General features: G+C 36.3%; 20 protein-coding genes. 18 read left to right on the plus strand and 2 right to left on the minus strand.

What is annotated here, in order from left to right; translation table 11 throughout:
- Positions 1–30: 30 nt before the first annotated feature.
- The gene (locus ACXAFV_RS03420; RefSeq protein ID WP_475124467.1) at positions 31–573 is read left to right on the plus strand and encodes a DUF6241 domain-containing protein; all 543 of its coding nucleotides are present in this window, start codon (positions 31–33) and stop codon (positions 571–573) included.
- 47 nt (positions 574–620) lie between these two features.
- On the opposite strand, the gene tagU is transcribed toward ACXAFV_RS03420, so the two are convergent.
- Together tagU and ACXAFV_RS03430 are read right to left on the minus strand one after the other, a co-directional pair.
- Positions 621–1556 carry a polyisoprenyl-teichoic acid--peptidoglycan teichoic acid transferase TagU gene (tagU, locus tag ACXAFV_RS03425; RefSeq protein ID WP_475124469.1) on the minus strand — a complete coding sequence of 312 codons (936 nt, stop codon included), beginning with the start codon at positions 1554–1556 and terminating at the stop codon, positions 621–623.
- A 112-nt stretch (positions 1557–1668) separates the two neighbouring features.
- A complete protein-coding gene (locus tag ACXAFV_RS03430; protein WP_475124471.1) occupies positions 1669–2433 on the minus strand; it encodes an SGNH/GDSL hydrolase family protein in 765 nt (254 codons plus the stop codon).
- A 196-nt stretch (positions 2434–2629) separates the two neighbouring features.
- Between ACXAFV_RS03430 and ACXAFV_RS03435 the strand changes: the two genes are divergently transcribed.
- From ACXAFV_RS03435 to ACXAFV_RS03515, 17 genes are all read left to right on the plus strand, one after another.
- The gene (locus tag ACXAFV_RS03435; protein WP_475124473.1) at positions 2630–3373 is read left to right on the plus strand and encodes a YveK family protein; all 744 of its coding nucleotides are present in this window, start codon (positions 2630–2632) and stop codon (positions 3371–3373) included.
- A gap of 25 nt (positions 3374–3398) precedes the next feature.
- Positions 3399–4070 (plus strand): CpsD/CapB family tyrosine-protein kinase, encoded by a 672-nt coding sequence (locus ACXAFV_RS03440; RefSeq protein ID WP_475126057.1) that lies wholly within the window; start codon positions 3399–3401, stop codon positions 4068–4070.
- Positions 4071–4182: 112 nt separating this feature from the next.
- Positions 4183–4950 (plus strand): tyrosine-protein phosphatase, encoded by a 768-nt coding sequence (locus tag ACXAFV_RS03445; RefSeq protein WP_475124474.1) that lies wholly within the window; start codon positions 4183–4185, stop codon positions 4948–4950.
- Positions 4951–5291: 341 nt separating this feature from the next.
- Positions 5292–5432 carry a hypothetical protein gene (locus ACXAFV_RS03450; RefSeq protein WP_475124475.1) on the plus strand — a complete coding sequence of 47 codons (141 nt, stop codon included), beginning with the start codon at positions 5292–5294 and terminating at the stop codon, positions 5430–5432.
- Positions 5433–5565: 133 nt separating this feature from the next.
- Positions 5566–7386: a polysaccharide biosynthesis protein gene (locus ACXAFV_RS03455; protein ID WP_475124476.1), complete on the plus strand. Its 1821-nt coding sequence runs from the start codon at positions 5566–5568 to the stop codon at positions 7384–7386.
- 159 nt (positions 7387–7545) lie between these two features.
- Positions 7546–8799 carry a DegT/DnrJ/EryC1/StrS family aminotransferase gene (locus tag ACXAFV_RS03460; RefSeq protein ID WP_475124478.1) on the plus strand — a complete coding sequence of 418 codons (1254 nt, stop codon included), beginning with the start codon at positions 7546–7548 and terminating at the stop codon, positions 8797–8799.
- Positions 8792–9400: a sugar transferase gene (locus tag ACXAFV_RS03465; RefSeq protein WP_475124479.1), complete on the plus strand. Its 609-nt coding sequence runs from the start codon at positions 8792–8794 to the stop codon at positions 9398–9400. The genes ACXAFV_RS03460 and ACXAFV_RS03465 overlap by 8 nt, the downstream gene beginning before the upstream one ends.
- Positions 9401–9431: 31 nt before the next feature.
- Positions 9432–10163: a GNAT family N-acetyltransferase gene (locus tag ACXAFV_RS03470; RefSeq protein ID WP_475124480.1), complete on the plus strand. Its 732-nt coding sequence runs from the start codon at positions 9432–9434 to the stop codon at positions 10161–10163.
- A gap of 41 nt (positions 10164–10204) precedes the next feature.
- Positions 10205–11404, plus strand: a complete 1200-nt coding sequence (locus ACXAFV_RS03475; protein WP_475124481.1) for a glycosyltransferase family 4 protein — start codon at positions 10205–10207, stop codon at positions 11402–11404.
- 13 nt (positions 11405–11417) lie between these two features.
- Complete coding sequence (locus tag ACXAFV_RS03480; RefSeq protein ID WP_475124482.1) at positions 11418–12437, plus strand: polysaccharide biosynthesis protein; 1020 nt, start codon at positions 11418–11420, stop codon at positions 12435–12437.
- On the plus strand, positions 12437–13546 hold the full coding sequence (locus ACXAFV_RS03485) for a capsular polysaccharide biosynthesis protein CapF (protein WP_475124483.1): 1110 nt from the start codon (positions 12437–12439) through the stop codon (positions 13544–13546). Before ACXAFV_RS03480 ends, ACXAFV_RS03485 begins: the two co-directional genes overlap by 1 nt.
- Before the next feature lie 3 nt (positions 13547–13549).
- Positions 13550–14680 (plus strand): non-hydrolyzing UDP-N-acetylglucosamine 2-epimerase, encoded by a 1131-nt coding sequence (gene wecB, locus ACXAFV_RS03490; protein ID WP_475124484.1) that lies wholly within the window; start codon positions 13550–13552, stop codon positions 14678–14680.
- A 92-nt stretch (positions 14681–14772) separates the two neighbouring features.
- Positions 14773–15906 (plus strand): glycosyltransferase, encoded by a 1134-nt coding sequence (locus ACXAFV_RS03495; protein ID WP_475124485.1) that lies wholly within the window; start codon positions 14773–14775, stop codon positions 15904–15906.
- 163 nt (positions 15907–16069) lie between these two features.
- Entirely contained in the window at positions 16070–17326 is a 1257-nt protein-coding gene (locus tag ACXAFV_RS03500; RefSeq protein WP_475124486.1) for an O-antigen polymerase, read from the plus strand.
- A 310-nt stretch (positions 17327–17636) separates the two neighbouring features.
- Positions 17637–18878, plus strand: coding sequence for a lipopolysaccharide biosynthesis protein (locus ACXAFV_RS03505; protein ID WP_475124487.1), 1242 nt, complete (start codon positions 17637–17639; stop codon positions 18876–18878).
- 71 nt (positions 18879–18949) lie between these two features.
- Positions 18950–20047 (plus strand): non-hydrolyzing UDP-N-acetylglucosamine 2-epimerase, encoded by a 1098-nt coding sequence (gene wecB, locus ACXAFV_RS03510; protein ID WP_475124488.1) that lies wholly within the window; start codon positions 18950–18952, stop codon positions 20045–20047.
- A 4-nt stretch (positions 20048–20051) separates the two neighbouring features.
- Positions 20052–21377: a nucleotide sugar dehydrogenase gene (locus tag ACXAFV_RS03515; RefSeq protein ID WP_475124489.1), complete on the plus strand. Its 1326-nt coding sequence runs from the start codon at positions 20052–20054 to the stop codon at positions 21375–21377.
- Positions 21378–21682 lie beyond the last annotated feature (305 nt).

Below are 21682 nucleotides of genomic sequence, written 5' to 3' on the forward strand. Positions count from 1 at the left end.
TAATAGAGAGATAAAGAGGGGAGCACGTTAATGAACAAGAAACTTGTTATGTACATATTGGGGAGTGTCTTGTTACTGACAGTGATAGGGGTCTATCTGATGGTAGGTAATCTGGATCAGCCGGCAAGGGAAGCGGAATCTGGTGAGAGCACTGTGGATTCAGGTGGAGCAGTCGAGGCAGACGGTGAGGCGTCAGATTCTTCAGTAGACGTAAGCATGCCGAACCCATTTGAGGAGAACGTAAAGACACCTTTAAAGGAGACATATATCCAGCAATATATTCACGCTATGAGCCATCAAAAGGTTCAAGCAAAAGAGAAATGGTCTTTCTTTGAAATCACGGAAGGAAGAATCAACTTTTTGTTGAAACAATTGGATGTCAATAAATATGAGAATGAGAGCTTGTATAGAGAGATACTGACAAGTTGGAAAGAAGGGGACTTTTCCAATGCCGTAAGCCACCACAATTCAATCTGGAGGCTTCAGGATGGAACGATCGGAAAGGCGTCAGCCTTACTTGGGCCTGAGGCTGAAGAAGCCTTCCTGCAGGAACAAAAGAAAGAATCCAGATAACATAAGAGAAACCCGCGCTGTTTAAAGCGCGGGTTTCCTATTGCACATTAATTCAGTTCCAAATGTTTCTTTAACGTATCTTGAATACTCATCAATTCCTCATCCGGAATGACATAATAGTAGATATTATCAATCCTTGTCCCGGAACCAGTCTCAATCTTGATCTGTTCGATATCTTTTGCAGCATCCTTATAGTGCTTCTGGATATCGACCATTTCCTCGAATTTCATATTCGTTCTCACGTTGCTTCCCAATGCATCGAAGATATCATCAAACTTCCATAGGCTTGAAACACTTGCCCCTTCACGGATGATGCCCTGAATGATCTGGCGCTGCCGCAGCTGCCTTCCGAAATCACCCCTAGGGTCTTCCTTACGCATTCTTGTGTAAGCCAGAGCTTTCTTGCCGTTTAAATCAATTGATCCTTCAGGGAAGGAATAACCGCCCGCCTGGAAGTTAAGGTCATTGTTAACGGTGATGCCGCCAACCGCATTGACGATGTCTTCAAATCCTTCCATATTGATTTGAACGTAATAATCAATCGGAATATCCAGCATCTCTTCGACCGTATCCATTGCCATTTCAGCGCCGCCGAATGCGTAGGCATGGTTGACCTTATCTCTTGTTCCGTGACCGACAATATCCGTTAATGTATCACGCGGGATGCTCAGCATCTTAACAGATTTTTTATCCGGATTCACAGTGAGCACGATCATCGTATCGGAACGGCCCTTATCGTTCTCCCGTTCGTCGACACCCAATAATAGAACGGAAAAGGGATCTTTGTCCGTAAATTTCACTTCTTTGGTACGCTTGGATGATTTATCGCGATCGATCGGCGTGTGCATCGTTTCCACAGCGCTGTTCAAGGATGAATAGATACTGTATGCATAGGCGCCTCCGCCAAGCAGCATAAGCAAGACGACGATTCCGATCACCCGCATCCAAGTTCGTTTCTTCTTTTTATGTTTATCTGCTCTCATTTGTGTCCCTCACCTTATTATTAGCCTATTAGATAACATAACAGAACCAGGGCGATTTGAATAGTAAAAGATTTACTATTCGTGTGTTCACATCTTACAATAGCCACTTCTCTTAGTCTGCTATAAAGTAGTCAATTATGTAATCAGCCCACAGATCATGTCCTTCTTCATTTGGCGCTTCCTGGGATGGTTCCAGATAGTCTTTCAGCGCCTCTTCTTCAGGCCAGTTCTCCCAGTGATTTAAATAGGTAAAACCATTTTCTTTGGCGAATTCTTTCAGTTTCTCAACCTGTTTCGGATAGTAGGTGGCCCCTGCAATCGGATAAGGAGGCTGGAGGATCATTTCCACCCCGCTGTTTGCACCCTTGAGGTCATCATGGAATGCCAGGATACTTTTATGGTTGCGCTCAAATGGAACTCCAATCGAATTATCAATCAGAGTAAAAGGCTCAAATAAAACGAGGTCGGGCTTGAATTCCAACACTGAATTATAGACGGAGCTGTCGATGAACTCAACAGAAGCAGAGTCGCTTTCAAACATCTCCACAGTTAAATTTCTCGTGAACGTTTCCATCAGTACTTCCTTCAATTGTTCACTCCAGCCTTGCTCTCCAACACCCAAAGCGGGAGACCCGACAAGAGCAACCTTAAACGGCCGGCTGTCATTGACGGCTTGATTGAATTGCTCCTGGGCATTCCCAGGCCAGTTGGAGATGAGCGGATCGAAGTTCTCCTTTTCAATTTCAGAATTCTTTTCTGCGCTGTCTGCTCCGGCAGAGGCCGGTGCCCCTGCTATTCTTTCCTGCCAATATTGATTCCCTATAATAAGAAAAGAAATGCAAATAAGTGCTAATACGATTAATAAGAAATTCTTCATGAGAAACCTCCCTATTGTAAAAAATTATGTAAGAAATACTTTCCAATATGGTAATTGGTCTTTTCATTTACAGGATTTTGTAGTTTAATAGATAAGTATGGAAATATTACATTTCTATTAAAATTATGACAAGAAAACAGAAAAAATACAACAAGATCTACTAATATTTACATATTTTTCTTTACAGGAGGAAGTTATGGAAGAAACCATCAGTTTACGCGAATTAATGGAAACATTGCAAAAGCGTATGAGACTTATCATTCTGATTACCCTAACGGCTATCTTAGTCAGTGGAGCGGTAAGTTTTTTTCTTTTAACACCAGTCTATCAATCATCCACCCAGCTATTAGTCAATCAATCTAAGTCAGAGCAGCCTGCCTATAATCCCGGCGAGATCCAGACAAACTTACAGTTGATCAATACGTATACGGTCATCATCAAAAGTCCGGCGATTCTGGAAAAAGTCATTGCAGATGCCGATTTGAAGATGGATGTTTCACAGCTGAACAGTAAAATTTCGGTCGGAAGTGAAAATGAATCACAAGTAATCAACCTGTCTGTACAGGATACCGATCCGAAGCAAGCTGCGACAATCGCGAATAAGACAGCAGAAGTATTTCAAAAAGAAATCACAAACATCATGAACGTCGATAACGTCAGTATCCTTGCAAAAGCTGAAGCGGGAGAAAAACAGGCACCGATAAAACCGAAGCCTTACTTGAACATCGCCATTGCGGCAGTGGTGGGTTTGATGATCGGAGTAGGCCTGGCCTTCCTATTGGAATTTCTTGATAATACCATTAAAACAGAGCATGAAGTGGAAAAGCTATTGGGTATGCCTGTACTCGGTTCCATTGCCAGAATTTCAGATCAAGAAGAGAGAAAGTCCGGAAACCGTTCGGAACGCAATTCCAGGGTAAGAGGTGAGAAAGTTGGCTAACAGTAAAAGACTAAAAAAGCTCATGATGAATACGAAGCGGAAGCTCATCACGAAGTCGGATCCGAAATCACCGATCTCAGAACAGTACAAAACGATTCGGACAAATATCAACTTCTCATCCGTTGATCGTGACCTGCGCTCGATCATGGTTACTTCAGCGGGTCCGGGGGAAGGGAAGTCCACGACTGCCGCGAACCTGGCCGTGGTATTTGCACAGCAGGGAAAGAATGTACTGCTTGTGGATGCGGATATGCGTAAGCCGACGGCCCACTATACGTTTAACCTGACGAATACATTCGGTTTCACGACGGTCTTGACGAGACAGAAGGCCCTTAGGGAAGTGGTGCATTCCTCAGATGTAGATCACCTCGACCTTCTTACATGCGGTCCCGTCCCTCCAAACCCGGCAGAACTATTGAGTTCAAGATCGATGGAGGAGTTTCTGGTCGATGTTTACGCAGATTACGATGTTGTAGTCTTTGATACGCCGCCTGTCCTAGCCGTTACGGATGCACAGGTGCTTGCGAACCAATGCGACGGAACCGTCCTGGTGGTAAGCTCAGGAACGACGCAGATCGAAAGTGCACAAAAGGCGAAAGATCTTCTCCAGGCAACAAAAGGGAAGCTCTTAGGTGTTGTCCTTAATAACCGTGAAGTGAAGGATACAAGCTATTACTATTATTATGGAAAAAAATAACACTAAAAAAGTATCCATTCGACAAAATTCGTCCATTTACAAAAATACCTAGTATAGTAAAATAGTAGACGTTAATAAGACTTAAGAACCAATAAAAAGGAGGGGATTGGTAATGATTGATATCCATAGTCACATACTTCCCGGGATCGATGACGGGGCGAAGACTATGAAGGATACTGTCGAAATGGCGAGAGCGGCCGTATCGGAAGGTATCCATACGATCATCGCCACTCCTCACCATATGAATAACTCCTATAAGAACGCGAAGTCGGACATCCTGCCTTTGGTTGATCAAGTGAATGAGGAGCTGAAGAGTCAGCAAATCGATTTACTTGTGCTGCCGGGACAGGAGTGCAGAATCTATGGAGAAATGATTGAGGATTATATGAACGGTGATATTTTACCTTTAAATATTCATTCTCAATATATATTTGTGGAATTCCCATCCAACTCAGTACCCAGATACACTGATCGTTTATTCTACGATTTGCAGAACGAAGGACTGATCCCGGTCATTGTGCATCCAGAGCGAAACGCCGAACTGACCGCCCGTTCTGATAAACTGTACAACCTCGTGAAGAACGGGGCTGCCACCCAGATCACCGCCTCCAGCCTGACAGGCTATTTCGGCAAGAACATCCAGAAGTTCTCAAGACAGCTGATCGAAGCAAACCTAACGCATTTCATCGCCTCCGATGCCCATAATGTCCATAACCGTACATTTAACATGAATGAAGCCATGGATTACATAGAAGATCAATACGGGATCGACATGGTCTACTATTTCACAGAAAACGCAGAGTTATTGATAGATGGAAAGAACATTTACAAAGAAATTCCAGAGAAGGTTAAAAAGAGAAAATTCCTGGGGATTTTTTAACGGGTTAATCGAATATTTAATAGGGTCCTAATATACTATTGTCGTTGGCATCAAAATCTTGGAAGAACATAAAACAACAATAGAATCTTGGGAATGTCTCCTTACCGTTATCAATGGAGGCACTCGGTCACACTGTGGGTGAAGAGGAAACTTCGCCTTAGACGCTCGTCGTCAATGGTGGGATGTGAGGAAGGGTTAGATGCCCACATTTACTATTTTAAAAGAAATAAGTAAAGAAGAACAATGAAAACGCTTTATGCAAGTTCTTCAATAAAAGGAAATAACCAAGGGGTCTGTCCCCCGAAGCGGGGACAGACCCCTGTCATTTAAAAGGAGCCAAAATGAACACCTTCAAAACCATGCCGAAAAGCATCAAAAAAACCGTGCGCTACATCCATCAAGACGCACCGGCCGAACACCTGAAAGAAATACAACTTCTCTTAAACCAAGCGATCAATCAAAGGCTTGAAAAAGAAAAATAACGTAAATGCCTAAGGAAAGGGTATACCGTACATTTTCCTTAGGTATTTATTTTGTCGATTTACAGATAGAAATACAGATTTCAGAAAGAAAATAGGATGAGTCAATTTCATAAAAGTGAGGAAGGGATTTATTATGAGTTACACAAAACGGGTTTCGCTGTTGATGCTGCTGGATTCTCTCATTGTGCTTACGGCCATTTATATCGGATATTATATTCTTCTCGCATCATTCAGTACATACGCCATGCCGATTCTCGTATTCAGCTCGATTGTGCTGCTCGTCAGCCACCACTTATTCGCTTTCATCTACCGGCTCTATCACAGGGCGTGGGAGTATGCGAGTGTCGGTGAGGTCATGGCGATCTTCAGGGCTATTACATTCTCTGTATTAGTGACAGGAGCCATCCAGTTCATCGCAACGGGAACAGTCTACAGACGCTTGCTGATTGTGACATGGATGCTACACATGATTTTAATCGGGGGATCCCGCTTCTCCTGGAGGATGTACCGGGATCTGTATATGAAATCCCAACAAACAAAGAAACGCGCATTGATTATTGGAGCCGGTTCGGCTGGGTCTATGCTAGTCCGTCAATTAATTAAAAGTAAAGATACAGACCTGATGCCTGTAGGCTTCATTGATGATGATAGGAAGAAACAGAAGCTTGAAATCTACGGCGTAACCGTTCTGGGAGGAACGAAAGATATCCCGCACATAGTAGAGAAGTACGGGATTGAGAATATCATCATTGCCATCCCTTCCATGCGTAAAGGACAGCTGCAGGAAGTCTATCAGGAGTGCAGCAAAACAAATGCCAAGACACAGATCATGCCGATGATTGAAGATATCGTATCAGGTAAAGTCTCCGTCAACCAGTTCCGTGACGTGCAGGTAGAAGACCTGCTCGGGCGTGAACCAGTGGAGCTTGATATAAAGAGCATTTCTAAAAAACTGACAGGAAAAACGATCCTTGTGACCGGGGCAGGCGGATCGATCGGTTCTGAAATCTGCCGTCAGGTGAGTAAGTTCAAACCGAAGAAGCTCCTGCTGTTGGGACATGGAGAAAACTCCATCTATACGATTGATATGGAGCTTCGAAACAAATATAAAGAAGAATTTGAGATCATTCCGGTTATTGCGGACATCCAAGACAGAAACCGCATCTTTGAAGTGATGGAAGACCATACACCGGATGTCGTTTATCATGCCGCTGCACATAAACATGTACCGTTGATGGAATACAATCCGAAAGAAGCGGTGAAGAACAACGTCATCGGTACAAAGAACGTGGCCGAAGCAGCTGACACATTCGGCGTCGGGACATTCGTCCTTGTATCATCTGACAAAGCAGTCAATCCAACGAACGTGATGGGATCGACGAAGCGTATTGCGGAAATGGTGATTCAGAATCTTGATAAGAACAGTAAGACGAACTTTGTGGCGGTGCGTTTCGGAAACGTGCTGGGAAGCCGCGGTTCGGTCATTCCTTTATTTAAAAGACAGATCCAGGCAGGCGGACCGGTTACGGTTACGCATCCAGATATGACTCGTTACTTCATGACGATTCCGGAAGCATCCAGACTAGTTATGCAAGCGGGTGCGTTGGCACGTGGCGGGGAGATTTTTGTGCTTGATATGGGTGAGCCGGTTAAGATCGTTGATTTGGCTAAGAATCTTATTAAGCTTTCTGGTTATGGGATTGATGAGATCGGCATTAAGTATGCGGGGATACGGCCTGGGGAGAAGATGTATGAGGAGCTTCTTGGGGAAAATGAGGTTCATGGGGAGGCGATTTTTCCTAAGATTTTTATTGGGAAGACGGTGGAGTTTGATTATAAGTGTGTAGCGAATCTGGTTGAGAACCATGTTGAGTTTGAGCAGGATTATTTGGCACAATATGTGTTGAATTTGGCGAATAAGAAAGAACAGCTTTTAATGTTAAATGCAAAATGAAAGATGTGGATGGGTCATGATTATGACTCATTCACAGTGTATTATCATGTAAGTGAAGTATTGGTTTATTAGTAGTTGTTTGAAGTGAAGATAAATTTCAAGCAAATACTAATCTACTAATCCCTTCCATAATAATAAGGTAAAGTGAGGCTTAATAAAATGAATAATACTGAAGTTAAAAATATACCATTTTCCCCACCAGATATAACGGAATCAGAAATTGAAGAAGTAGTAAAAGCATTAAAGTCTGGATGGATCACTACCGGTCCGCGAACAAAAGAGTTTGAAAAAAAAATAGCTGAATTTGTTGGAGTTAATAAGGCGGTGTGTCTCAACTCAGCTACCGCTGCAATGGAACTTACACTACGAATCCTAGGAATCGGTCCTGGAGATGAGGTTATCACCTCAGCCTATACATATACTGCTTCGGCATCAATAATTGATCATGTTGGAGCAAAGATTGTACTTGTGGATACTTCTCCGGATTCGTTTGAGATGGATTACTCTAAACTCGCAGAAGCTATTACAGAAAAAACAAAAGTTATTATACCAGTGGACATTGCAGGAAAGATGTGTGATTACGATAAAATATTTGAAGCGATAGAAAGCAAAAGGCATCTTTTTAATCCTAATAATGAAATTCAAAAGTTATATGATCGAGTAATGATAATGACTGATGCAGCCCATGCATTTGGATCAAAACGAAATGAAATGAATTGCGGGCAAGTTGCAGATTTTACTTGTTACTCTTTCCATGCAGTTAAAAACCTTACGACTGCTGAAGGTGGGGCTGTTGTGTGGCGTAATGTTCCTGGTTTAGATGACGAGTGGCTTTATAAGCAATATATGCTATACAGCCTACATGGACAGTCAAAGGACGCCCTGTCAAAATCTCAAAAAGGGGCATGGGAATATGACATTGTTTATCCAGCATTTAAGTGTAATATGACAGATCTAGCTGCAGGTTTCGGATTGCAGCAATTAGTACGCTATGAAAGTTTAATGAAAAGAAGAAAAAAAATTATAGAAATGTATGACAAATTATTATTACCATTAGGACTTCAAAGTTTACAACACTATACTGATGAATTCTCTTCTTCAGGCCATCTCTATTTAATGAGGGTTCCTGGGATTGGAGAGGCGGAAAGAAATGAAATAATTATTAAATTAGCAGACGCTGGGGTAACATGTAACGTTCACTACAAGCCATTACCCATGTTTACCGCATATAAAAATTTAGGCTTTAAAATTGAAGATTATCCTAATGCATTTTCTATGTACAAGAATGAAATTACACTGCCGCTTCATACTTTGTTGAGTAACAATGATGTGGAATATGTATGTTCTGTACTAAAAGGTGTATTAAAAGAAGTGTTAACAGATGAATGGCAAGTGAGGTTTCAAAATGTATAAAAAATTATTAAAAAGGTTCTTTGATTTATTGTTAGCACTCATAGGTTTTCCTCTTTTATTGATTATACTAATTATTATTGGACCTATTATTTACTTTCAAGATAAAGGTGCAATTTTTTATAATGCGCCACGCCTAGGTAAAGATGGGAAAGTTTTTAAAATGTACAAGCTTCGTTCTATGAAGCTCAATGCACCTGACCTGAGAAATGAGGATGGTTCAACTTTCAATGCTGAAGATGATCCCAGGTTGACTAGGATAGGCGCGTTTATCCGTAAAACAAGTTTGGATGAAGCCCCTCAACTTTTAAATATTATTAAAGGAGATATGAGTGTTATCGGACCAAGACCAGACTTACCTGAACATATCAAACTTTATGAGGGGAACGAAAAACGAAAGTTGGAAATAAGACCAGGAGTAACCGGTTATAATCAAGCCTATTTCCGAAACACAGTTCCTTGGAAAGAAAGAATTCAAAATGATATTTACTATATTGACCATCTGTCTTTTTGGATGGATATGAAAATTTTCTTTAAGACAGCGGCTTCGGTATTAAAAAGAAAAGATGTATTCGTAAAAGAAAAAGGAAACAAAGCTGGTTGATATATGATAAACAACTTAGGGGAGATTCAGGATGAGCAGTGATAAAGGTAATAAGGAACTATTGTTTTATGAATTAAAGTGGGACACGGAGTTTTTCGGTGTTAAAAGTGCAAAAGCCATCCTGGGTATGCCTCTTACAAACAAGCAATGGGTAGAACTTAACCACAGGTTCGAAGACTATCAATTTATCTCTATTGAAAATAGAGATTCTGACCCAGTCAATGCACAATTAATCGGAAAGGAAACATCGGCATTCCTGGCAGATATTAATATCCAATTTCAAAAAAAGCTTAATGATTCTTTTCAAACCTCAAAGAACATTACTGTTCATCATGCAATGAATATGAACGAACAAATACTAGCGATAGCAGATTTTCAATTTTCCAAATTCACTGAAGATCCACAGCTTGCTTTACGTGGAGGAGATCGGGTGTATCATCAATGGTTGATAAATTCTTTCGGGAGAACCGATAAATATTTTGCGATACACACCAATATAAATAATGAAGTCAATGGCTTTCTATTACATTCGTATTCAGGTGATGCCTGTGTAATAGAACTTATAGCTGTATCAAAAAGAGCAGCTACTAGTGGTATTGGTACAATGCTTTTTAAGGCTGTGGAATATGAGGCATACCAAAAGGGATACAAAAAAATTAAAGTTGGTACCCAAATACGAAATAACGTTGCGCTAAACTTCTATCAAAAGGTTGGTTGTAAACAAGTAGCGTGTCATCAAGTTTATCATTTGTGGAATTTATAGGGGAATCAGTCCATTACAGAAAAGTAAGGAGTTTGAGATAGTTGAAAGTATTATATATTGCCACTTCATTTCCTGAGCCAGAAAAAGGGGCTACAATTTATACCGATTTAGCAGAATCATTGCATGAGGCTGGGCATGAAATAACGGTTGCTGTCTCAGAACAAGCAAGGAATAAACAAGAAACCGAGTTAAAAAAAGAACGCGGTTTTGATGTATTAAGAGTTGTAACAGGCAATTATTACGATGTTGGATTAATCGAAAAAGGAATCACGACTTTAAAGATTCCTCGACTAATGAGAAAAGGGATTACCAAGTATTTAGGAGAAAGAGAATTTGATTTCATTCTATTCGAGGCTCCGCCAGTAACAAATGCTGGGCTAGTTGCATGGGCAAAGAAAAAGTTTAATTGCCCAGCCTATTTAATGCTTAAGGATATCTTTCCTCAAAACGCAGCTGACTTAGGGATTCTGAGGAAAAATGGTCTTTTGTTTAAATATTTTACCTTAAAAGAAAAAAAGTTATATCAAACTGCAGATATTATTGGATGTATGTCTCCTGCTAATAGAGAGTACGTTCAAAACCACAATCCTTGGTTAGATTCCACAAAATTAGAAATCTTTCCGAACACAAAAAAAATCATGAGTCAAATAGAGTCGTTAGGATCTCCAATGAGAGAAAGGTATGGCATTCCCGAGGATGCTTGTGTTTTCTTATTTGGAGGGAACATGGGGAAGCCCCAGTATATAGATCTTTTGTGTAGGGCTGTAGAAGAATGCAAAGAAGAAAATAACATATTTTATTTATTTGTTGGAAGAGGGACAGATAGATTTAAGTTAGAAAAGCTCGTACAAGAAAAGAATATTAAAAATGCTCGCGTTATTGAGAATTTACCTCGTAATGAGTATGAACAAATTACAAAAGAATGCGATGTAGGATTGATTGTTCTAGATCCTAGATTTACTATTCCAAACTATCCGTCTCGAATTTTATCTTATCTAGAATATGGAAAGCCAGTTCTTGCAGCAACAGATAAAGTTTCGGATCTTAAAGAATTAATAGAAGAAGCTCAGTGTGGTGAATGGGTTTACTCTGGAGATGTAAATTCTTTCTTAACGAAAGTTAGGGAGATGGCAACATGCGAGAATTTAATGACTCAAGGAAATAATGGTCGAAGGTACATTGAAGGAAAATTAAATATTGGTAATTCAGTAAGGAAATTAGAGAAACACTTTAATAAGTGAAAGAGGTATATAAATGTTTAAAAATAAAACTTTACTAATAACAGGTGGAACGGGTTCTTTCGGTAATGCAGTAATGAAAAGATTCTTGGATACAGATATTAAAGAAATAAGAATCTTTTCACGTGATGAAAAGAAACAAGATGATATGAGAAAGCTCTTTAAGAATGAAAAGCTTAAATTTTACTTGGGTGATGTTAGAGACTTGGATAGTGTGAAAAATGCTATGTATGGTGTAGATTATGTCTTTCATGCCGCAGCACTTAAACAAGTACCGTCATGTGAGTTTTTTCCATTGGAAGCTGTAAAAACAAATGTAATCGGAACTGAAAATGTACTGACTGGTGCGGTAGAAAGTGGGGTTGAAAAAGTAATTTGTTTGTCAACTGACAAAGCAGCTTATCCAATTAACGCAATGGGAATCTCCAAAGCAATGATGGAAAAAGTTTTTGTAGCAAAAGCAAAAACAGTGGACTCAAATAGGACTCTGATCTGTGGTACTCGTTATGGTAATGTAATGGCTTCTAGGGGATCTGTTATTCCCTTATTTATTGAACAGATAAAGAATGGACAGCCACTAACTGTTACAGATCCTAGTATGACTAGGTTTCTAATGAGTCTTGAAGAAGCTGTAGAATTGGTAGTGTTTGCATTTGAGAATGCTGAAGCTGGAGATATCATGGTTCAAAAATCACCAGCATCTACCATTGGGGATTTAGCTCAAGCTATTAAGGAGTTATTTAATGTAGATAACGAGATAAAAGTTATAGGAACTCGACATGGCGAGAAACTGTATGAAACGTTACTAACTAGAGAAGAACATGTAGTTGCACAAGATTTGGGTGGTTTTTATAGAGTGCCTGCGGATAAGAGAGATCTTAATTATGATAAATATTTCGTAGAAGGAGATCAAAAGCTATCTTCTGAAGATGAATACAACTCTCATAATACTGAGAGATTAAATATTGAGGCTATTAAAGATAAATTATTGATGCTTGAATATGTTCAGGAAGAATTGAAAGGTTGGAATAAGTAGTGAAGATATTAGTAACCGGAGCTAAGGGGTTTATTGGGAAAAATCTTGTAGCGGAATTAAAAAACCGAAAATATACAGATATCTTTGAATATGGTAGGGAAAGTAACCCAGCTTTACTTAATGACTATTGTAAAGACGCAGATTTTGTATTTCATCTTGCTGGAGTAAATCGACCAAAGGACCAGTCTGAATTCATGGATGGAAACTATGGCTTTACTTCAATATTATTAGAAACACTCAAAAAGCATCAAAATAACTGCCCTGTAATGATCTCATCTTCTATTCAAGCTAATATAGATAATCCTTACGGTCTCAGTAAAAAAGCTGGGGAAGATTTACTCTTTGAATACAGCTATCAAACAAAAGCAAAAGCATTAGTATATCGTTTCCCTAATGTTTTCGGTAAATGGTGTAAACCTAACTATAACAGTGCAGTAGCTACATTTTGTCACAATATTGCACATGAACTTCCGATTACTGTAAACGATCCAACAGTTTTAATGAATTTAATTTATATAGATGATGTAATAGAAGAGTTAATAAATGCGTTGAATGGAAATGAAAACAAAGTTGGAGATTTTTGTGAAGTACCAGTTACTCATTCTATTACTCTGGGAGAAATTGTTGATTTAATAAATTCATTTAAACAAAGTCGAGAAGAGCGTTCAGTTCCAGATATGTCTAATCCTTTTATCAAAAAATTATACAGTACTTACCTTAGTTACTTACCAAGAGATAATTTTAGTTATGATCTCAAGATGAATGTAGACGATAGAGGCTCTTTTACAGAGTTTATTAAGACGCCAGAAAGAGGACAAGTTTCAGTTAACATTTCCAAGCCTGGTATTACTAAGGGCAATCATTGGCACCACACAAAAAATGAAAAATTCCTAGTAGTGAGCGGACATGGAGTTATTCGTTTTAGGGAAATTGACTCTGAGGATGTCATTGAATATTTTGTTAGTGGTGAGAAAATGGAAGTAGTAGATATACCAATAGGCTATACACATAATATTGAAAATCTAGGTAATACGGATATGGTTACGATTATGTGGGCTAACGAACAATTTGATCCTATGAAGCCAGACACATTCTACTTGGAGGTATAATTAATGAAAAAGTTAAAAGTAATGACAGTCGTTGGTACACGACCTGAAATTATAAGGCTGTCAGCAGTTATAAATAAATTAGAAACATCCAATGCTATTGAACATACGCTTGTTCATACTGGTCAAAATTATGATTATGAATTGAATGAAGTTTTTTTTGAAGATTTTAATTTGAAAAAGCCTGATTATTTTCTAAATGCAGCCACTGGAACAGCAGTTGAAACTATTGGTAATATCCTAGTAAAGATAGATCCTATTATGGAAGAAGTTAAGCCGGATGCATTCTTAGTACTTGGAGATACTAATAGTTGTTTATGTGCTATTGCAGCTAAAAGACGTCATATTCCAATTTTTCATATGGAAGCAGGAAATAGATGTTTTGACCAAAGAGTCCCGGAGGAAACTAATAGAAAAATTGTAGATCATACAGCGGATATTAATTTAACATACAGTGATATTGCTAGAGAATATCTTCTCAGAGAAGGATTTCCATCTGAGAGAATTATAAAAACAGGAAGCCCTATGTTTGAAGTTCTTAACTCAAGAAAGGAAGACATAGAGAATTCATCAGTTTTAGAAAAACTGGATTTAGAAGAAGGTAACTATTTTGTAGTATCTGCTCATAGAGAAGAAAACATTAATTCAGACGGCAATTTCCTGGATTTAGTTAATAGTTTAAATGCAATTGCTGAAAAATATAATAGGCCGATTATAGTGAGTACACATCCTAGAACTAGAAAAATGATTGAGTCCAAAGGGATCGAATTTAATCCATTAGTGAGAACAATGAAACCTCTAGGATTTAATGATTATGTCAAACTTCAAATAAAAGCTAAAGCAGTTCTTAGTGATAGTGGAACAATTAGTGAAGAGTCTTCAATTCTTGGATTTAGAGCCCTTAATATAAGAGAAGCTCATGAAAGACCAGAAGCTATGGAAGAAGCGTCTGTTATGATGGTTGGAATTACAAAGGAAAGAATTTTACAAGGACTCGAAGTATTAGAGTCACAAGGAAAAGATACTTTGAGGCTTGTTGGGGATTATAGCATGATTAATGTGTCGGATAAAGTGCTTAGAATTATACTTTCATATACTGATTATGTTAATAGAGTTGTTTGGAGCAAAGAAAAATGAAGAGTGAGAACTAATTAAAGAGTGATTAATATCTGTTTTGAAAATAGATGAAGAAAGAGGAAATAATACTAAATTAAAAGGGGAAATAAAAATTGAAAGTTTCTTATCTTTGTTCCGCTCACCCACCCTTTGACAAGAGAGTGCATTATAAAATTAGCAACTCTCTCGTTAAATATGGATATGAAGTGCAGAATGTACATCCAAACGTAAAAAGTGAAAGTTTAAATGAGAATTTTAGTATTACTGGTTTTAAATGTAGAAGGGGATATATAAAGAGGTTTATAAGCTTAATAAACTTATATAAAAAAGGAAAAGAAATTAATCCTGATATAATAATTGCACCTGAACCAGATTCGCTTCTTATAGCTTACATTCTAAAGATATTTAATAAAAAAATAAAAGTTATTTTTGATTGTCATGAATGGTATGAAATTCATTTTAAAGAGAAAGTGAAAAATGAAGTTGTAGCGAATGTACTTAATAAAGTTATTGCTTTCATTTTGAAGTACCTTTGTAAAAGAATTGATGCAGTTCTTTGTGTTAATGAGACTATGACTAAAAAATACTCAAATTATAATGATAATTCATATTGTATTCCTAATACTTTACTAGTAGATGCTAAAAACAAGCTCAATTTACAAAGGGATAAACATAGTTTTGTGTTTATTGGGAATTTTTGTGATAAAAGACAGGAAATTATATTAATTGAAGCGGCAAAGATATTAAAAAAGGAGAATTCAATTGCTAAAATTCGAATACTAGGTGGATTTCCTAATAATGAAAACTATGAAAAAAAATGCAATGAGTATAGATTATTAATAGAAGAAAACAATATCAAAGAAAATATAGAAATTATTCCATGGAAAAGTCCAAGTGAAGCAAAGGAATATATGAAGGGACATTTAGCTGGTATAACCCGTTTTGATTCATATTTATATGGTGAGCATCATTGTTTACCAAATAAAATATTTGATTATATGGCTGCAAATTTAGCAGTGATTACTAGTGAGCTAAATAAAGAAACCTCAACGATTGTAAAAGAAAATGAGTGTGGAATTGCAGTTTCTGAGGAATCAGGTGAGGCTTTAGCTAATGGAATACTAAAAATGGTGGAAAATGTTAGCGATTCAATTAGTATGGGAGATAATGCATATAAAACAATACTTCATAAATATAACTGGAATAAGTATGAAAATAAGGTCGGAAAAATACTTGAACAACTATGAATGTTTAATTTAATTAAATCATAAAAAACAAACTCATCATAACCATACTTAAACATGATATAAGTATCTCTCAAAAAGCTAGAATCGTATGTAAAAGAAATACATGTCTTAGATAAATCATATTTAGGAAGAAGTAAGGGGTTTTTAGAGGGATGTTTATTAAATGAGTTATAATTTTAAAATTTATTTTTGGATTATCTTATATAAAGTAGTTTTAGAAGTAGTTTACTTTGCTTTTGTTTCACCTAATTATTCGTATTCTGGATTGATTTGGAATCCGTCTGCGATTAAATTTTTGGTTTCTTATTTTTCTCTTTTATTATTATTATTAGCTCTACCCCTTGGGGAAAATAAACCCTCAAATCAGCTGGCACAAATATTATTTATTATTACAGTAATACCAGTATTAAGTATATTTTGGCAAGCAGATCTGAGTATAAACTATTTTTCATATGTGGTTTTTTGCTGTTTATTTCTGTTTTTATTTATACGTATTTCTAAACCCATAAAAATTACCTATATTAAATTTGAAACCAAAAATTATATGACCTTTGTCAATATAGTATGTTTTTTAACCCTTACTTTGTTAATTCTCTTTACAATAAATTATGGAGGTATTGATCCTCGGGCGCTAAGTTTTAATGAAATATATGAGTTAAGGGCAGAGACAGAATATAGTCTATTGTGGGGGTATTTGATTAATTGGATTTCAAAATTACTTCTTCCATTTTGTATTGTGCTTTATTTAATTAAAGAAAAAAAGTTAATGTTGGTTATTACTTGTTGTATGCAAGTATACTTTTATTTATGTACTGGACATAAGCAAATTTTATTTTCAGTCTTGTTTTTAATTATTTTTACATTTCTATTAAAAAGGAATAAGTTTACAATAGGAGTACCGATTTTTTACACAATTGCTATACTTTGTTCTAGTTTTTTATTTATTTTAACGAATAATTTTTTTACCATATCATTATTGCCAATCCGTCAATTAAATATTCCTGCAATGCTCAGTTTTATACATTATGACTTTTTTTCGCATAATCCGAAATTATATTTTTCTGAAGGTTTAATTGGTACAATATTAGGTTTAGAATCCCCTTATCCTATTCATTCTACATTCTTAGTATCGCCAACAGAAGGAACAAATGCAAATACTGGCTTTTTAGCAGATGCATATGACAATGGTGGATTTTTATTAATGGTTATTTATACATTAATCCTAGGGGTAATTCTTTTATTCATTGACTCAATATCAAAAGGGAGTAAAGCTAGATATATGTATACTGCATTAATGCTTTATACAATAGTTATTTTAAACGATAGTGCTTTGCTTACAACATTATTAACATCAGGAAGCATTATTCTAATCCTGTTTCTTTATGTAGTAGCATCAGGTGAAAAAGAAAAGGGAACATAATAAATTATATTTCTAATACCGAGCCTGTTTTACATGATGGGTTATACGTTAAGAAATATGTTTATTGAAGAAATTTTTTTAGGATGTAATCATTTACTTTTTCTACAAACTAGCTGGTGAAAGCAAGTTCCTTTCCAATTAAAGAACCCTGGCACTATTAGTCAACGACTTCGATATTGGATTTGATTGCACTTTTCTAAAAACGGCCTTTTTTTCTTTTGGTAGTGGTCACCTAATCTCTAAGATAGTGATTCTTTTTATGTAATTAGCCATCTTGAATGTTCTGATATCACTAGGGAAAGGAATACACATGAAAGTAAGTTTTTTTAAAAAAAATAAGTTTTTACTCGATATAGTCATAAATATTTTCTCTACTGCTATTTCAGTTTTAATAGTTCAATTTTTAGTGTATCCAATCATTGGTAGAAATATTGATGGAGATTCATTTGGTGATATCCTTACAATTATGGGGATAGTAAACATAATATCAGTTGTTTTGGGAAACTCATTAAATAATGTAAGACTTATTGTTAATAACGACTATACAGATAAAAAAATTTCAGGAGATTTTTTACCTATCCTAATAGTAGCAAGCATTGTCAATGTGAGCTTAATTTGTATTATTACATCGTTCAATATTATTAACGTTCAGAGTTCAAATATATTAATATTAGTAATTATATCATTGTTAACAATGTTAAGAGCTTATTTATCAGTGGAATATCGCTTAAAAATAAATTACACTATGATCTTCTATCATAGTGCTATTTATTGTATTGGATTAATTATTGGTGTTTTAATACTTTATACTTTGAATCCATATTTATGGGGAATTGTATTCCTTTCGGGAGAAACATTTTCTATTGTGTTTTTAATACTAACAACCAATTTGCATGTGGAACCAATGAAAATAACTAAGCATTTTAAGCATACCTTTAATAAATATATTACCTTGGCATTTTCAAACTTTATAGGAAATGCATTAGTTTATTTAGATCGTTTGATGATTTTGCCGTTATTAGGGGGAAAGCAAGTAGCTGTTTACTATGCCGCTACCTTAGTTGGGAAAATGTCTAGTTTTGTGTTGCAACCAATTTCTGGCGTGCTGTTAACTTATTTCTCAAAAAGCAAAAGGAAAATAAAAGTTAATGAATTTTTGTTAATAAATTTTTTGGTTATTGTATTTAGCTTTATTTGTTTTGCAGCATGTATCTATTTATCAACCCATATTGTAAGAATCCTTTATCCTGATTTATATGATGATGTTTTAGATATTTTAGTCTTAGCGAATTTAGCAGCTATTTTAATAGCTGCTAGTTCAATAACACAACTAATAATTCTTAGATATTGCGCTACCTTTTGGCAAACTGTAATTCAGACTGTATATGGATTAATATATATTGTTGGCGGGATATTGTTAATTAAACATAATGGACTTATTGGTTTTTGTATTGCAGCAACTATTGCAGCGGTAGTAAAAATAGTATTAATTATTCTAGTAGGTTCACTTTCTTTAAGGGGTTCAAGCAAAAGTGTAGTAAATGAGACATAGGAAAAATCCTTGAGAGTTGTTATAACAAACTCTAGGTTAATAAAAAAAGATTTTGTAAGGGGAGCTCAGTAATGAAATTATTAACAATTATAGGTGCACGTCCCCAATTTATAAAGGCAGCACCTTTTTCGAAAGCATTTAGAATTGAACATAAGGAAGTATTAGTTCATACTGGTCAACACTATGACGCAAATATGTCGGATATTTTTTTTGATGAGCTTGGGGTACCAAAACCAGATTATAATTTGGAAGTTGGTTCTGGGAGTCACGGTCATCAGACAGGTCGCATGCTAGAGAAAATTGAAGATTTATTAGTAAAAGAAAAGCCTAACGGATTGTTGGTCTATGGTGATACTAACTCAACTTTAGCTGGTGCCTTAGCAGCTAGTAAATTACACATCCCCGTTTTTCATGTGGAAGCTGGGTTGCGTAGTTTTAATAAGCTGATGCCAGAAGAACAAAACAGAGTGTTAACGGATCATGTATCTAAATTATTACTATGCCCAACACAAACAGCTGTAAATAACTTAAAAAAAGAGGGGATTACAGAGGGCGTATTAAATACTGGGGACATAATGTATGATGCTGTTTCACGTAATATTGAAATTTCTCAAAATCGTTACTCTTCTGGGGTTTGGTTAGGTGAGTTAAGAGAGGAAAATGAGAAGATTCCTAATCTTATAGAAAAAGAATATTACCTTGCAACAATCCATCGTGCAGAAAATACGGATGACCTTAAGAAGTTATTTGAAATTTTTTCTGCATTTGAAAAAATGGACAAGCCGGTAATCCTCCCAATTCATCCAAGAACACGAAAATTGATTGATAAATTAGATATAAAATTAGATAATGTAACACTAATAAAACCGGTTGGTTACTTAATGATGTTATACCTAACAGCAAATGCATATATGGTTGTCACAGATTCAGGTGGCCTCCAGAAAGAAGCATACTTTCTTAAAACACCATGTACAACGCTAAGAGACCAAACTGAGTGGATTGAAACCTTAGAAAATGGTTGGAATGTTTTAAGTTCAATTAATATTGATACTATCTTAGAGAATGTTACAAGAGAATTAGACTGCTTGCAATTTCCACAGCCAATGGTATTCGGTGATGGAAATGCAGCGGAAAATATATGTAATGCCATATTAAAAGGAGGAGAATAATATTATGAATACTGTTATATTAGCTAGTAATTTAAAAGAAAAACTATTAAATAAAACAGCGACACTGGGAGTTATAGGACTAGGTTATGTAGGTCTTCCATTAGCAGTTGAAAAAGCAAAAGCAGGATATAAAACAATTGGATTTGATGTTCAAGAATCCAAAGTGGAAATGGTTAATCAGGGGAAAAACTACATTGGTGATGTAGTTAATGAAGACGTTGAGTCCCTTGTCAATTCAGGGAGCTTATCAGCTACTACTAATTTTGCAAAAGTAGCACAAGCAGATTGTGTAAGTATATGTGTTCCAACTCCTCTAGATAAGTATCAACAACCTGATATTAGCTATGTAAAAGCCTCAGCAGAGAGTATTGTTCCTTATATGCACAAGGACATGTTAATAGTGTTAGAATCGACAACTTATCCTGGAACAACTGAAGAACTATTAAAGCCGATACTTGAGGAATCTGGATTGAAATGTGGTGAGGACTTCTTCCTTGCATATTCTCCGGAGCGTGTTGATCCTGGTAACTTGACCTTTAAAACAAAAAATACCCCTAAAGTAGTGGGCGGATGCACAGATAGATGCACAGATGTTGCAGCAGCACTATATGAAAGTATTTTAGAAGCGCCTATTCATCGTGTTTCTTCACCAGCAGTTGCAGAGATGGAAAAGATTCTTGAAAATATTTATAGAAATATTAACATTGGATTAGTAAATGAACTTGCAATATTAAGTGAAAAGATGGGCATTAATTTCTGGGAAGTTATAGAAGCTGCGAAATCAAAACCATATGGGTTTCAAGCATTCTATCCAGGACCAGGCCTTGGGGGTCATTGTATTCCTCTTGATCCATATTATCTTTCTTGGAAGGCACGTGAATATGGTTTTCATACTTCTATGATTGAATCTTCTATGATGGTAAATGATCGAATGCCTGAATACTGTGTGGAGAGAGCAAGTAAAATCCTTAATAAAGATAAAATAGCTATGAATGGATCTAGAGTTCTTGTGCTAGGTGTGGCTTATAAAAAAGATATTGATGACTACAGAGAGAGTGCCGCTCTTAAAGTAATTACAGAGTTAGAAAAAGAAGGGGCAGAAGTTACTTATTTTGATCCTTACATTCCAGAGTATAATGATCATGGAAACATTAAAAAGGGAGAAACTAAATTAACAATAGAGCTCATCGAAGCAGCAGATTTAGTTATGATAACAACTGACCATACAATGGTAGACTATTCACTGTTACAAGAGCATGCAAAGGCTATATTTGATACTAAAAATGCAATGAAAGATATAACGAATAGAGAAAATATTGAGTTGCTATAGGTAGGCGTCCAATACGGATATTAAAAAAATTATGGAAATGATAAGTAGAAAAATAAACGCACTAATTTATGACAGTAGGTACATCGCTGATGAAGTAAGAATAGGTAGGCATGACACTTTAGTCACATTCATTCCGGTGCAATAAATTGAGAGAAGTGTTAAATAGGACAGAATGTAAATGTATCTAACAAAGTTAAGATAGACAATGGAGTAAAGATACAAAATAACGTTTCAGTGTATGAAGATATAGAATTAGAAGATTATTTGTTTTTGGCCCATCTAAGTATTTACTAATGATTTAACGT

The organism is Rossellomorea sp. ABR4_012 (genome assembly GCF_056159545.1).

Excerpts from the sequence above, each read along its gene's own strand:
- ACXAFV_RS03420 (WP_475124467.1), top strand. The coding sequence starts at position 31 with ATGAACAAGAAACTTGTTATGTACATATTGGGGAGTGTCTTGTTACTG.
- tagU (WP_475124469.1), bottom strand. The coding sequence starts at position 1,556 with ATGAGAGCAGATAAACATAAAAAGAAGAAACGAACTTGGATGCGGGTG.
- ACXAFV_RS03430 (WP_475124471.1), bottom strand. The coding sequence starts at position 2,433 with ATGAAGAATTTCTTATTAATCGTATTAGCACTTATTTGCATTTCTTTT.
- ACXAFV_RS03435 (WP_475124473.1), top strand. The coding sequence starts at position 2,630 with ATGGAAGAAACCATCAGTTTACGCGAATTAATGGAAACATTGCAAAAG.
- ACXAFV_RS03440 (WP_475126057.1), top strand. The coding sequence starts at position 3,399 with ATGAATACGAAGCGGAAGCTCATCACGAAGTCGGATCCGAAATCACCG.
- ACXAFV_RS03445 (WP_475124474.1), top strand. The coding sequence starts at position 4,183 with ATGATTGATATCCATAGTCACATACTTCCCGGGATCGATGACGGGGCG.
- ACXAFV_RS03450 (WP_475124475.1), top strand. The coding sequence starts at position 5,292 with ATGAACACCTTCAAAACCATGCCGAAAAGCATCAAAAAAACCGTGCGC.
- ACXAFV_RS03455 (WP_475124476.1), top strand. The coding sequence starts at position 5,566 with ATGAGTTACACAAAACGGGTTTCGCTGTTGATGCTGCTGGATTCTCTC.
- ACXAFV_RS03460 (WP_475124478.1), top strand. The coding sequence starts at position 7,546 with ATGAATAATACTGAAGTTAAAAATATACCATTTTCCCCACCAGATATA.
- ACXAFV_RS03465 (WP_475124479.1), top strand. The coding sequence starts at position 8,792 with ATGTATAAAAAATTATTAAAAAGGTTCTTTGATTTATTGTTAGCACTC.
- ACXAFV_RS03470 (WP_475124480.1), top strand. The coding sequence starts at position 9,432 with ATGAGCAGTGATAAAGGTAATAAGGAACTATTGTTTTATGAATTAAAG.
- ACXAFV_RS03480 (WP_475124482.1), top strand. The coding sequence starts at position 11,418 with ATGTTTAAAAATAAAACTTTACTAATAACAGGTGGAACGGGTTCTTTC.
- wecB (WP_475124484.1), top strand. The coding sequence starts at position 13,550 with ATGAAAAAGTTAAAAGTAATGACAGTCGTTGGTACACGACCTGAAATT.
- ACXAFV_RS03500 (WP_475124486.1), top strand. The coding sequence starts at position 16,070 with ATGAGTTATAATTTTAAAATTTATTTTTGGATTATCTTATATAAAGTA.
- ACXAFV_RS03505 (WP_475124487.1), top strand. The coding sequence starts at position 17,637 with ATGAAAGTAAGTTTTTTTAAAAAAAATAAGTTTTTACTCGATATAGTC.
- wecB (WP_475124488.1), top strand. The coding sequence starts at position 18,950 with ATGAAATTATTAACAATTATAGGTGCACGTCCCCAATTTATAAAGGCA.
- ACXAFV_RS03515 (WP_475124489.1), top strand. The coding sequence starts at position 20,052 with ATGAATACTGTTATATTAGCTAGTAATTTAAAAGAAAAACTATTAAAT.